8 protein-coding genes and 2 tRNA genes are annotated in these 13,660 nt (G+C 33.2%); 4 read left to right on the top strand and 6 right to left on the bottom strand.

What is annotated here, in order from left to right:
- Positions 1 to 6: 6 nt before the first annotated feature.
- The 3 genes from HNQ00_RS09775 to HNQ00_RS09765 all read left to right on the top strand — a co-directional run bounded on the left by HNQ00_RS09775 (position 7) and on the right by HNQ00_RS09765 (position 4,072).
- A complete protein-coding gene (locus tag HNQ00_RS09775) occupies positions 7 to 1,143 on the top strand; it encodes a glycerate kinase (RefSeq protein WP_173838153.1) in 1,137 nt (378 codons plus the stop codon).
- A 298-nt stretch (positions 1,144 to 1,441) separates the two neighbouring features.
- Entirely contained in the window at positions 1,442 to 3,499 is a 2,058-nt protein-coding gene (locus HNQ00_RS09770) for an ATP-binding protein (RefSeq protein WP_173838151.1), read from the top strand.
- A 162-nt stretch (positions 3,500 to 3,661) separates the two neighbouring features.
- Positions 3,662 to 4,072, top strand: a complete 411-nt coding sequence (locus tag HNQ00_RS09765) for a DUF2452 domain-containing protein (protein ID WP_173838150.1) — start codon at positions 3,662 to 3,664, stop codon at positions 4,070 to 4,072.
- A 105-nt stretch (positions 4,073 to 4,177) separates the two neighbouring features.
- Here HNQ00_RS09765 and HNQ00_RS09760 read toward each other — a convergent pair whose 3' ends face one another.
- The 6 genes from HNQ00_RS09760 to rseP form a co-directional block, all read right to left on the bottom strand.
- On the bottom strand, positions 4,178 to 7,600 hold the full coding sequence (locus HNQ00_RS09760) for a DUF3427 domain-containing protein (RefSeq protein WP_173838149.1): 3,423 nt from the start codon (positions 7,598 to 7,600) through the stop codon (positions 4,178 to 4,180).
- Positions 7,593 to 7,988, bottom strand: coding sequence for a (deoxy)nucleoside triphosphate pyrophosphohydrolase (locus HNQ00_RS09755; protein ID WP_173838148.1), 396 nt, complete (start codon positions 7,986 to 7,988; stop codon positions 7,593 to 7,595). Before HNQ00_RS09755 ends, HNQ00_RS09760 begins: the two co-directional genes overlap by 8 nt.
- Before the next feature lie 1,147 nt (positions 7,989 to 9,135).
- Positions 9,136 to 9,209 (bottom strand) — tRNA-Asn (locus HNQ00_RS09750).
- Positions 9,210 to 9,720: 511 nt separating this feature from the next.
- A complete protein-coding gene (locus HNQ00_RS09745; protein ID WP_173838147.1) occupies positions 9,721 to 10,011 on the bottom strand; it encodes a GIY-YIG nuclease family protein in 291 nt (96 codons plus the stop codon).
- Between the two features lie 424 nt (positions 10,012 to 10,435).
- Positions 10,436 to 10,509, bottom strand: a tRNA-Asn gene (locus tag HNQ00_RS09740).
- A 288-nt stretch (positions 10,510 to 10,797) separates the two neighbouring features.
- Positions 10,798 to 12,141 carry an RIP metalloprotease RseP gene (rseP, locus tag HNQ00_RS09735; protein WP_173838146.1) on the bottom strand — a complete coding sequence of 448 codons (1,344 nt, stop codon included), beginning with the start codon at positions 12,139 to 12,141 and terminating at the stop codon, positions 10,798 to 10,800.
- 258 nt (positions 12,142 to 12,399) lie between these two features.
- Here rseP and HNQ00_RS09730 point away from each other — a divergent pair, with 258 nt between their 5' ends.
- Positions 12,400 to 13,467 carry an NADH:flavin oxidoreductase/NADH oxidase gene (locus HNQ00_RS09730; protein ID WP_173838144.1) on the top strand — a complete coding sequence of 356 codons (1,068 nt, stop codon included), beginning with the start codon at positions 12,400 to 12,402 and terminating at the stop codon, positions 13,465 to 13,467.
- Positions 13,468 to 13,660 lie beyond the last annotated feature (193 nt).

The following is a 13,660-nucleotide window of genomic DNA, read 5'->3' as shown; positions in this document are numbered from 1 at the left end:
GTACGTATGAAAGTAATAATTGCACCAGATAAATTTAAAGGATCATTATCAGCACTAGCAGTCTGCGAGGCAATAGATCGCGGACTAAAATCTTGGGACGCTAGCATTGAAACTGTGCTTCATCCTCTTGCAGATGGAGGCGAAGGCACCTTAGCTATTTTGCAAAACTACTTTGAACTAGCTAAAATTGAAATGGTTGTAAAAAACCCCTTATTTAAGGACATTACTGCCTCATACCTGGTTTCTAGAGACACCGCTTTTATCGAAATGTCTCATGCTTCGGGTTTACAGTTATTACAAATTGAGGAACGTAATTGTTTGCATACTACAACTTATGGTACGGGTCAATTCATTGCTGATGCTATCAAAAGAGGCTATAAAAAAGTGGTGTTGTTCATTGGCGGAAGCGCAACTAACGATGCTGGAATAGGAATGGCGGCTGCATTAGGCTACAGTTTTCTGGATATAGATGGCGCTGTATTAGCTCCCATAGGGGCGTCGTTAATAGCCATTGACCGTATTGATAGTTCTAATCGAAAACCAGAATTAGACGCTATCGACTTTACCGTTGTATGTGATGTTAAAAATCCGTTATATGGTCCTAATGGAGCCGCTTACGTTTATGGTGGTCAAAAAGGAGCTTCGGCAGATACTATTGCTTTCTTAGATTTAGGATTGCAGCACTTTAGTAAACAAGTGAGCAAAGATTTAGATCATGATATAAGTGTAATTACTGGAGGTGGAGCAGCAGGAGGATTGGGTGCTGGGGCCGTTTGTTTTTTAAATGCTAAGATGAAGTCAGGGATTGATTTTGTTATGGAACAAACAGGCTTTGACAACATCATAAATGATACTACTAGTTTAATTATAACCGGTGAAGGATCCTTAGACAAGCAAACCGTTGAAGGAAAAGTAATCAAAGGAATTAGTGAGCGTGCTAATAAAAAGAATATTCCATTTGCAATTATCTCTGGAGTGGTAAAAGATGATGAACTTATTAAAGAAAAATTGCAACCAAACTCCATTCATTCGATCATGGAACTAGGAGTAACTACTGCCGATGCAATGAGTAATGCCTCTAAACACATTGAATTTATCGCTTATCAAATGATCAAAAAATATTCAAAAAGTAAACTCATCTAAGGCTGAAATTCCAATAAAAAGCATGCTTGCTATGAAGAATCCTGTGTTGGTATTTTAATAGTAAGAATTATTTTATATTGAACATTCGAGAGACATTCCTTTTACATTATGCAAAGAATACCGCAATTAGACTGAATATTTTTCTTACATCAGTCCTATTGGTTACAATCCTATAAAAATGCAGTTAATTCCCTTTTTCTCCCTTAAAAAAGGATAACTATTTAATATTTAAGGCTATATTCGCAAGATGATTTATAATTACCTAGGGATAGTATTTTCTAGATATTAAAAGCCTTTAATGAAAAAAATATTTTGGACTGTCCTCTTACTTGTCATCTCACAATGGGCAATAGGACAAAAAACAATAGCAAAGACGTATAAGAACCTTGATATTAATGCGGAATTTATCGCAGACACGCTTGCTATTGACTCTAATATAAAAAAGGCTTTAACGTATTCCATTCACGAAGATTCATTAGCACAAGCTCTTTTTAAAAAATCTCTTTCTACCGCTTACCGCTTGCAGTCACAAGAACAAATAGCAAAAGTATTCTTTGAAATGGGAATTTACTTTTACAATAATTTTGAATATTTTGAAGCCATAAAAAGCTTCAATAAAGCAATGCCTTTATTCGAAAATAGTAAGCAAGAAAAAGAGTTAGCAAAGCTCAATTATTATCTAGGGCAAGCATACTATTATGTATACTCAGAAGATTCTGCTTTTAAATACTTTTCTAGGGCACTAAATCTTTATCGAAAAGGAAAAAACACGGGAGGTGAGGCATGGTGTTACAATGGAATTGGAACTATTTATGGTTCAAAAAACTATAAAGTTGGATTAAAATATTTAAATAAGGCCTTGGCAATTTATTTAGAAGAAAATGACGTTAAAGGTGCGACATCTGCTTATATCAATTTAGGGAATATTATCTCAGATAATGTTAGTTTTAAGGAAGGATTGCCGTATTATGAGAAAGCAATTGCGGCCTTAGCAATACAAAAAAGTGATTATAATTTAGCTATAGTGTACAATAATATAGGTGATTGCTATATCAATGAAAAAAATTATGTCAAAGCATTATTTTATTTTGAAAAAGCTTTGGAGACTTCCAATCGAATGGATGTAAAAAATTTGAATGGTTTAATATATCTCAATATAGCGGATGTTAAACTAAAACAGAATAACTTAGATGAAGCTATTATATATTCTAATTTAAGTCTTGAGCATGCAAAGAAGAATAATGACATGGTGATTCAGGCTAATAATATTCTGAATTTTTCAAATATCTATGAGGCTAAAAAAGACTATAAAAAAGCCTTAGTTTTTAAGAACGATTATATCTCCATAAAAAATCGAGCGCTAGTATATGAGGAGCAAAAGAAAATGCAGCTTTTTCAAAGTATTAATGAGCTAGAGCGATCACAACTTGAAATCATTAACCTTAAAAATAAAAACGAAAATACCCATTTGAAACTACAGTCAAAGATGAATTTGATGTATTTTCTAATTTTCATAAGTATCATCTTGACGGTATTTGTTGTTATATTAGTTATCCAGCAAAAAACTAAAAAAAGATATTATGACCTACTCAATAGTAAATCAGAGCAGGTAAATACTTTGAAAGATAAAATTCAAGTCAAGAACGATTACCTTAATGAATTGAATACGACAAAGGATAAATTATTTAAAATCATAGCACACGATTTAAGAAACCCGCTGAGTTCCATTGAGGCCTTTACTGATTTAATGTTACAAGAAGAAGACGCGTATGATGAGGAAGACCAAACAGCCTTTTTGCACGCCATAAAAGAGTCGGCTATGAAAGCATCTTTGATTTTAAATGATGTACTCGCTTGGGCAATTAATCAAGATAGTTCGCTAGTTAAACAGCGCGTTTACCTTCATAAAATTGTTGATGAAGAATTAAAATTACTAGAAGTATTGGCATTACAAAAGCAAATTACTATTCAAAACTTGATACACGAGCGCCTAAGCGTGATCACCGATAAAAATAAGGTCACTACAATTGTTCGAAATTTAGTCGCTAATGCTATCAAATTTTCTCATCTCGAAGGAAAGATTACCGTGCAGGCAGAACTAGTAGATAATTTTATTAAAATTAGCGTTCATGATAGCGGAGTGGGTATTGCAACAAACGAACTCCAAGCTTTATTTACTGCAGATAATAAAAAATCAAAATTCGGAACTCAAAACGAAAAAGGAACAGGGCTAGGTCTTTTACTTTGTAAAGATTTTGTCGAAAAATTAGGCGGAACTATTGCTGTAGAAAGTACGTTGAATGTAGGTAGTTCATTTAGTTTCACATTACCATTTACAGACGTCACTCCTGAATAAAGCAGAACTTAGCGGTTTTACTACTGTACTTTTAAATCGGTCTTATTTGCAACTATCTCCAAATGTCTCTTAGAATTATTGAAGGGTATTTAAATATTTTGTTTAACTTTGCTTAATATTAGTTAAACAAAAATATATTTCAATTAGTTAAGACAGACTCTCATGCAAGATAAAAAGCCAGATAATGTTGTTTACAGCGCAGATGAAGGATTTAATGCCAGTATTTTACCCTATGCTACAAATGTAGGTGCACCTGCAATACGCATCGACGACGTGGTATCCTGGAAGAGTAGAGGAATCGAAAATGTAAATAAGGAGCTGGGAAATAAATTTAACGAACTCAAACTACAATACCAAAAGTTAATGGAAGAATACGAGTGGAACGAATTAGTGTATAGCGCTAAGTTCTCATTTGAGCCCGTAATAGGCGAAATCTACCATTTGTACCGTGATGCTTCAGGCGTTAACTTTCTTTCGTTAATTAGTCCGCTAGAATGGAACAGAGAACACATAGGCACCTTTAAATTGAACAGCGATAAAAAGTGGGTGGTGCTTGATGGGAATAGGATGTAGAATTGTTTTTCGTCCTAAAATTTTATAAAATAAGAAAAAGACAATCAATACTATATGTTTTGATTGTCTTTTTTTTTAAATGTCTCTTCATTCTTCTATATGAACTTATAATTCTATGATGCAGACAAATTCTCCAACCACTCTCATAGAAGTGCTATTTTCTTCATTTATTATGATGTCCTTATATGATGAATCAAATGAATTTGGTTTTAAAGCAATAGAAGTATGCTGCCAACCTTCTTCTGACGTTAATTTTTCACTTGAATAGGTTTTAATTGTAAATGCAGAATTAAAATCTTGATCTTGAATATCAATATTTTCAACCAAAACTATTTTTCCGTTTCTGCTTCCACCAGTATAAGGTTTAAATAAGCATATTGACCCATTTGGAATAATTCTACTCATTGATTCTCCAATAATTTTGCATGCAAAATAGTCGCTCTTAGAATTTGTAGGTCCTTCAATCAGGGTAAATTCTTTCTCAGATTGAATTTCGCTAAAGGTTCCAGCTGCCGCATAAAAATCATAAAGAGGGATTGCATTTTTAAAAACGGTATCTATTTCAATATTTGCTTTAAGCTCTTTAATTTTAACGTTAGTTTTTTCAACTTTATCCGCTATTTTTTCTTCTAAATAATTATACATAGAAGTCGAAACTGTACTGGATAATCTAAACCGAATCTTTACAACGAAAACTTGTTTTCCACTATCACTGCTCATGGTAGTCTGCTCAACATTATCCATCTCAGGTGTTACTTCTCCCATGTAGTAAAACTCCACTCCTTCGTCATTATTCTTTTTTATAAAAAGAGGTAGCCTGATCGGTCCACTTTTTCCCAAAATAGACTGAACATCTCTACTGTTTATTTTTCGATTAGATTTTGACATCCAATCAAATTCCTTAGAATTTACAAACTTGTCTTCATACTTTGTCGATTCTGATATATCATCTTCCTTATGATAATTCACAAAAATAGGACAGTTAGAATTGTCTGCACTTACTAAATACCCACCTACATTTTGTGCCACGGGATTTTCTTTTGTGTTCAAAATTCTAAATACGTCTTTTCGAGAATATTTTCGATAAAGCAAAAAGCCTTCATACCAATTATTTGGTTCGAATAACTTGTCAAATTGATAAATGGAAAAATTGGTACAATCTAATAGAAATGTTTTGAAAGTATTTTGATTTAAATATGAAATAAATGTAGTTGAGAATATGAAGTTGCCGTTCTCTAATTTTATTACATCTAAATTATATATCTCTTTTGCTGATATCAGTTTTCCTTCTTTTTTTTCTCTAATAAATTCAAAGTTTAGGTTTGCAATGCAAGATTGGATAGTATCATCAGAAACCTGATAATTGTATTTTTTTAATATCGCATCTCTTAAAGCTATTAATGAAAGTGAGCCATGATTAATTAGCAACTTTAAAATTAGACTCTCTTCAACTCTTTTTGAATTATTTATTTCTTTAGAAAACAATTCTAATAATTTAATCTGCTCTATTGCTAAATCACCTTTATAATCTTGCTCAACCTTGGTAATAAAGTTATAATATGAATTAGAATAATTTACATATAAATACGGGTCTCTTGAGCCATGCTCTATAAAATCCATCATCAATGGTGTTCTCCCAAGTTTGAATTTAAGTAAATTATAGTCTTTTTTCAAATCAGAGAACAACTGCATGTTTGCAGAATCTATAGACTGAAATATTTTTTCTTTTGTTATTTCGTCAAAATTAATTGTAGAGGAACCGGGAATCATTCTACTGCCTTCGGTGATTAATTTTCGAAGAGAATCTTTATTGTATGAGGTATCGCCATAAAGTGCAATTGGAATTAAATAATTGTTTTCATAATTTCCTATAAAATCAATAACAGTAACATAATTCTTTCCTTCAATTTTTCTCAGCCCTCTTCCTAACTGCTGAATAAAGATAATAGCTGATTCAGTTGGTCGAAGCATTATAATCTGATTAATTTTAGGAATATCAATACCTTCATTGAAAATATCAACCGTGAAAATATAGTCAAGTTTGTCATGTATATTATCCGATTCTAATCTTTCAATTGCTTTTGATCTTTCCGTTTCTGAACTATCACCAGTTAAGGAAATTGATTTGAGTCCATTTGAATTAAATAAGTCAGAAAGTTCAATCGCTTCTTTTTTTCTCGAACAAAAAATAAGTCCTCTAGTGATACCATTATCACTCCCGTAAAACCGAGCTTGTTCTATTATTCTTTTTACTCTTTCGGTTGAGATCAATTGATTGAAATCTGATTTATTATCTATCTGATTATTGTCGATTGTTAAATCAGAGACACCGTAATAGTGAAATGGGCTGAGCATTTCTTCTTCCATTGCTCTATTTAATCTTATTTCGTAGGCAATATTGTGGTCAAATAATTTAAATATATCGGTACCATCAGTTCGCTCCGGTGTTGCAGTCATTCCTAAAAGGAATTCTGGCTCAAAATAATTTATCAAACGTAAGTACGACTCTGCGCCTGATCGATGCGTTTCATCTATAATGATGTATTCGAAATGGTCTTTCGAGAAATTCTCAAGATGCTTGGTTTTTGATATAGTTTGAATAGTTGAAAACACAAAATCGCACTCTAAATCTATTTTTTTACCCGAGTATAATCCCATAGATTTTTCAGCACCAAATACTTTTTTAAAAGTGTTCATTGAGTCTTGTGCAATTGTCAATCTATGCACTACAAACAGTAGTTTTTTTGGATTAAAATACTTTGCGTCAAATGCTGATAAATATGTTTTTCCAGTACCAGTTGCAGATATTATTAAGGCCTTTTGTTTATTATCTTGACGTAGATTTTTTAAATTTATTAGCGCTTCTACTTGCATTGCATTGGGGCTAATTTCTTCAATTAACAGATCTGTTTCCTGAGTCTTACTATTAAGAAATTGCTTTTTATAAATTTCTTCATAACTAGAAATGTAGTCAACTGTTACGGGAGTAGCTTTTTCAAAATCAGTTTGAAATTCGCCAAGTACTTTTTCAACTAAACCACTTTCATCTAAGGCTGATACTTTTATATTCCATTCCCTATTAGTCGATAAAGCACTATCTGTTAAGTTGCTACTACCTACAATTAAGTTATAATGGTATTTATTTTTAAAAATGTAACCTTTCGCATGGGCATTACCAGTTGTAGCAATACGTAAATCGATGTTTTTAAATTGCAATAACCTTTTTAATGCCTCAGGTTGGGTGAAATTTAAATATTGAGATACTAAGATTTGACCGCTTATGTTGCGATTTTCTAATTCTTTTAGTTTGTTTATTATGGTAGCTACGCCACTAGTTGTTACAAAAGCGACCGAAATGTAGAATTGGTTACAACTTTCAAGTTCGTGAAGTATTGTTGTAAGTACTTTTTGTGGTGGATTTTTCTGATTCACAAGCAATTCTGGTTGATAAGCTAAATCAGATAAAACATTTTTATCGACGTAACCTGTTTGCAAACTGGAATTAAAAATTTGAATTATTTTATCCATTTATTATTAATTTTTCTACGATAGGAATATCTGCAGCGGCCCAATCAAGTTTTTTAAGTTCGCTTAAATTTAACCATTCTTTAGAGATATGTTCATTGAGAATTAGTTCTTTAGATTTTACTTCGCAAATGTAACTGTGCATTGTCAACTCAAAATCAGGATATTGATGCACAGTAGTTAGAAATAGAGATTTAATTTTTGTATCAATATTTAATTCTTCGACCAATTCTCGCTTCAAAGCTTCTTTTTGTGTTTCACCTTCTTCTATTTTTCCGCCAGGAAATTCAAATTTCTCTGAAATGTAACTTAATTTATTTTTAGGTCGTTGAACACATAAAATTTTATCTGCATAATATATTATTGCTGCTACAACTTCTACTTTTTTCATTTCTTACCTAAATAAATTGATTAATTACTCTTGACTGCAGATCTTGCAGAATTTGGCTCCGTCTTACTTCTAATTTACAAATATATAGGTTTATTCTTAGTTGCTGGTTGCGTTCCCGACGAATTTAATCCAAGAAAATATTTCTGAATGTTATATAAAAGTATTTTTATGATGTCGATTTTATAATTTTTAAAATTAATCCCCTAGCCCTGAATGCAATGGATTTCCTTATGCAAAAAATCGGGCTTTTACAGGGCATACAATGGCGACTTCAAGAAGCTGCTTTTGAATTATAGAAAAGTAAGGGCTATCAATAAGAGTGGAATGAAAGGCAGGAAGTAGCTTTTAGAAAAAAAAGATGATAAAGGTAGCTAAATGTTTTATATGAAAGTATGTAAAACAAAAAAGCCCCGATAGCTATCGGGGCTTGTTCTATTATCAATACTACTATCGATTAAAAACAAAAAAGACTTTACATTGCTGTAAAGTCTTTTTAAAAGCTCCCTCTCTTGCCCCGATAGCTATCGGGAGAACCAAGGATGATATTCCATGTATTACTACTATCGATTAAAAACAAAAAAGCCCCGATAGTTATCGGGACTTTTAAAAAGCTCCTCCCGATAGCTATCGGGGCTTGTTCTATTATCAATACTACTATCGATTAAAAACAAAAAAGACTTTACATTGCTGTAAAGTCTTTTTAAAAGCTCCCTCTCTTGCCCCGATAGCTATCGGGGGAACCAAGGATGATATTCTATGTATTACTATTATCTATTAAAAATAAAAAAGCCTCGATAGCTATCGGGACTTTTAAAAAGCTCCTCCCGATAGCTATCGGGGGAACCAAGGATGATATTCCATGTATTACTACTATCGATTAAAAACAAAAAAGACTTTACATTGCTGTAAAGTCTTTTTAAAAGCTCCCTCTCTTGCCCCGATAGCTATCGGGGGAACCAAGGATGATATTCCATGTATTACTACTATCGATTAAAAACAAAAAAGACTTTACATTGCTGTAAAGTCTTTTTAAAAGCTCCCTCTCTTGCCCCGATAGCTATCGGGGGGACCAAGGATGATATTCCATGTATTACTACTATCGATTAAAAACAAAAAAGCCTGACATTGCTGTCAGGCTTTTAAAAAGCTCCCTCTCTTGGGCTCGAACCAAGGACCCTCTGATTAACAGTCAGATGCTCTAACCAACTGAGCTAAGAAGGAAACTGTATTTCTTCGTCGTTTCTGATGCTCTAACCTTCCGATAGCTATCGGAAGAGCTAAGAAGGAAACTGTATGTCTTCATTGTTTCTGATACTCTAACCTTCCGATAACTATCGGAAGAGCTAAGAAGGAAACTGTATATTTTACTATTTCTTATAATATTTTTCATCATTTCTGATGCTTTAACCTTCCGATAGCTATCGGAAGAGCTAAGAAGGAAACTGTATGTTTTATTAAAGATGAAATTAGATTTCGATCTAAATCTCTAGCTGAATTTGTTATCAGTAATTGAGAGGTGCAAAGATACTATTAAATTTGATATTTGCAAGCGTTGTTTTGAGAAGAATGCTAAGATTTGCTTGGTAAAAGCTGTGCCTAAAAGCTATGAGTGACTTAAAGTGATGGTTATGAAATAGATATTGATTTAATTTTTTTTCTGCTAAAATGAATTTTTTTTTTGAGAAGGAATTTAAAGCAATTTAAGAGTTACGATATTGCTTTCAGTAGTAAATTACATTTCCCTATACTTCTCAATTAATTTAGCCGACATTTCAGGATATCGGATAAGATTTTCAATATAAATCTTACTCTTCATTTTCTTGATATGCTGTTCAATTGCTAACGCTTGTGATTTAGTTTTGCATTCTAGGTTAAAATATACTTCCCAATCCTTGGCTTTCGCTGTGAATGCTTTAGTTTTCGTAGGATTTAAATGGAATTCGAGACGTTGATCTAGTTTAAAGGTGTAGCCAGTGTAAAATCGATCTAACGTTTTGGAATATAGAATGTAAACTTCAAACATAATTGAATATTTTTTCAAAAGTTACATCAAAATATAGTAAAATCAAAAAAGCTCCTCCCGATAGCTATCGGGGCTTGCTGTGTCATCAATATGTTTTATGAATTAAAAACAAAAAAGACTTTACATTGCTGTAAAGTCTTTTTAAAAGCTCCCTCTCTTGCCCCGATAGCTATCGGGGGAACCAAGGATGATATTCCATGTATTACTACTATCGATTAAAAACAAAAAAGCCCCGATAGTTATCGGGACTTTTAAAAAGCTCCTCCCGATAACTATCGGGGGAACCAAGGATGATATTCTATGTATTACTACTATCGATTAAAAACAAAAAAGCCCCGATAGTTATCGGGACTTGCTGTATCATCAATATATTTTATAAATTAAAAACAAAAAAGCCTGACATTGCTGTCAGGCTTTTAAAAAGCTCCCTCTCTTGGGCTCGAACCAAGGACCCTCTGATTAACAGTCAGATGCTCTAACCAACTGAGCTAAGAAGGAAACTGTATATTTTACTGTTTCTTATAATATTTTTCATCATTTCTGATGCTCTAACCTTCCGATAGCTATCGGAAGAGCTAAGAAGGAAACTGTATTTCTTCGTCGTTTCTGATGCTCTAACCTTCCGATAATTATCGGAAGAGCTAAGAAGGAAATTGTATGTTTTATAAAGAACGTTTTAATCTTTTTTGATGCTTTATTTTGAAATGTTTTTCAGTTGTAAAGCGGTGCAAAGATAGGTCTAAATTTGATATCTCCAAATAAAAAATAAAATATTTTCTATTTTTTTTATCGGCCTACAATGGCTTTGTAAATGTCGTTTCCGTTAGCAAATAATAAAAGGGTGATAAGTAAAACGAAACCAACTACTTGTGCATTTTCTAAGAATTTATCTGATGGTTTTTTACCTGAGATTATTTCGTATAATAAAAACATTACATGTCCTCCATCAAGTGCTGGAATAGGTAATAAATTCATTACTCCTAGCATAATTGATAGTAAAGCCGTAATTCTCCAGAATGTTTCCCAACTCCAAGTTTCAGGAAAAATATCAAATATCGCCTTAAATCCACCTACTTGTTTGTAAGCTTTAGTTTGTGGATTAAAAATCATTTTTAACTGCTTTCCGTAACCTATAAGTTGGTCTTTTCCTCTTGTGATCCCTACAGGAATTGACTCCATAAAAGAGTAGTCTTGCTTGCTAATTTTATAGTAGCCTAGTTTTTCTAAATTGTCGATTGTTAATCCACCACGTTGCACCCCTACAGTACCTTCATTAGATATTTTAAGAGTGATATTTTGTTCCTTTTGATCACGTAGTACTGTCGCCGGAATCGTTTTTCCTTTATTGTTAGCTAATATAAGCTCAGCTTGATCAAAGTATTTTGTTGGCTGCCCGTTCAATGAAGTAATCAAGTCTTTTGGCTGTAAATTTGTGTTAGGTGATTCATCAGTAACCGCTCCTATTACAAATGGCATACGAATATCAATAAGATTCGTTTTTTCGTATTGTGATAAGCGATCAACTAAATCAACTGGTAATGCAATTTCTTGCTCTTTACCGTTTCTTTCGATCAGTACTTTTCTAGACATGATCAATTTCATGGTGATATCGTTGTCAAATCTTGAGATCTTCTCGCCATCGGCAGCAATTATTTTATCACCCGTTTTAAAACCTGCTTCTTCCATAACAAGATTATTGATTAACATCCCGTCTTGAAAATCACTATTGGCAATATAAGTATCACCATAAGCAAACGCCATTCCTATATAGATGATAAAGGCTAAAATGAAGTTTACTGTAACCCCACCAAGCATAATAATTAAACGCTGGTATGCTGGTTTAGATCTAAATTCCCAAGGCTGTGGAGGCAAAGCCATTTGCTCTTTATCCATGCTCTCATCGATCATTCCTGAGATTTTCACGTATCCACCTAATGGCAACCATCCAATACCGTATTCGGTCTCTCCAATTTTCTTTTTAAGAAGAGAATATTTAACATCAAAAAACAAATAAAATTTTTCGACTCTGGTTTTAAATAATTTAGCAGGAATAAAATGTCCTAATTCGTGAAGTATTATAAGTAATGATAAGCTCAATAAAAATTGAGAAAGCTTGATAAATAGATCCATTTTTAAATTTTAATTCTTTTTATAACTCACAAAAGTAAGGTTTTCTATTTGTATAATTTACAATTATTATTCCATAAGACTTTAAAAGTTTGTTAATTAATAGAATTTCAGTTTTAAATTTCATTAAGGTCAACTAACTTTACTATCGCGCTAGCTGGCACAGATACTTGTATGTTTTTTCTCGAAAGTAAATTCGAAAATTACCTGAAAATTTGCCCATCTACTAGCACGACTAATTATAAATAAAAATAGAATTTTATGTCTACACAATTGTTCACACCTATAAAAATAAAAGATATTACTTTTAAAAACCGCATCGTTATTTCACCGATGTGTCAATACTCTGCAACCGATGGATTTGCTACAAACTGGCACCTGGTACATCTAGGAGCTCGCGCCATTGGTGGTGCTTCGTTGATTATACAAGAAGCGACAGCTGTGGCTCCCGAAGGTAGAATTTCTCCGGGAGATTTGGGAATTTGGAGCGATGCTCACATTGAAAAATTCACTGAAATCAATGCTTTTATCGAAAGTCAAAATTCGGTTCCTGGAATTCAATTAGCACACGCCGGTCGCAAGGCAAGTGTTTCTACACCATGGGAAGGAAATAAAAAATTAGACACTTCAGAAGGTGGATGGGAAACTGTGGCACCAAGTGCAATAGGATATCACGATAACGAAGCGCAACCTGTGGCACTCGATAAAAACGGAATTCAAAAAGTACTTACTGATTTTAAAGTAGCGACTAGAAGATCAGTAGACGCGGGATACAAAGTAATGGAGGTGCATGCTGCTCACGGGTATCTATTGCACCAGTTTTTATCACCATTATCTAACCTGCGTACCGATGAATACGGAGGAAGTTTTGAAAACCGAATTCGTCTGACACTAGAAGTAGTCGAAGCAGTGCAATCAGAATGGCCAAAGAACTTGCCGTTATTCGTGAGAATTTCAGCTACAGACTGGGCAGAAGGAGGATGGAATGCAGAGGAATCTGTAAAACTATCGGCTATCTTAAAAGACAAAGGAGTAGATTTAATTGATGTGTCGTCAGGAGCCTTAGTTTCTTACCAAAAAATTCCTGTAGCACCTAATTACCAAGTTCCGTTTGCAGAACAAATTAAAAAAGAAGCAGGAATCTTAACAGGAGCTGTAGGCCTAATCACCGAAGCACAACAAGCAGAAGACATCATCGCTTCAGGAAAAGCAGATATGGTTCTATTTGCTAGAGAATCATTAAGAGATCCTAATCTTGCCTTGACTTTCGCACACGATTTAAACGCTGAGACTACTTGGCCAAAACAATACGAAAGAGCTAAAAAATAGTTTTCAGAATTTTAACGACATAAGCCATTCAAGAAGTAAACACAAATTACACAGATTTTTACGAATTGCTGTAGTTTGTGTTTACTTTTTTTATTTTGAATCGTAATGAAATTTGCACATAATTCATAGCCACTATTTAATAGAAAATCCGTTCAAACATACAATCTAGCGCACTCTCGTTACATTCAAAAAA

It is taken from the genome of Flavobacterium aeripolare (assembly GCF_013294025.1).
In the GTDB taxonomy this organism is placed as follows: domain Bacteria; phylum Bacteroidota; class Bacteroidia; order Flavobacteriales; family Flavobacteriaceae; genus Flavobacterium.
This window is presented reverse-complemented; position numbering and strand designations above follow the sequence as displayed.

Bases quoted from the DNA above. Each gene is read 5' to 3' on its own strand.
- HNQ00_RS09760 (WP_173838149.1), bottom strand. From the start codon at position 7,600: ATGGATAAAATAATTCAAATTTTTAATTCCAGTTTGCAAACAGGTTAC.
- HNQ00_RS09755 (WP_173838148.1), bottom strand. From the start codon at position 7,988: ATGAAAAAAGTAGAAGTTGTAGCAGCAATAATATATTATGCAGATAAA.
- rseP (WP_173838146.1), bottom strand. From the start codon at position 12,141: ATGGATCTATTTATCAAGCTTTCTCAATTTTTATTGAGCTTATCATTA.
- HNQ00_RS09765 (WP_173838150.1), top strand. From the start codon at position 3,662: ATGCAAGATAAAAAGCCAGATAATGTTGTTTACAGCGCAGATGAAGGA.
- HNQ00_RS09730 (WP_173838144.1), top strand. From the start codon at position 12,400: ATGTCTACACAATTGTTCACACCTATAAAAATAAAAGATATTACTTTT.
- HNQ00_RS09770 (WP_173838151.1), top strand. From the start codon at position 1,442: ATGAAAAAAATATTTTGGACTGTCCTCTTACTTGTCATCTCACAATGG.
- HNQ00_RS09745 (WP_173838147.1), bottom strand. From the start codon at position 10,011: ATGTTTGAAGTTTACATTCTATATTCCAAAACGTTAGATCGATTTTAC.
- HNQ00_RS09775 (WP_173838153.1), top strand. From the start codon at position 7: ATGAAAGTAATAATTGCACCAGATAAATTTAAAGGATCATTATCAGCA.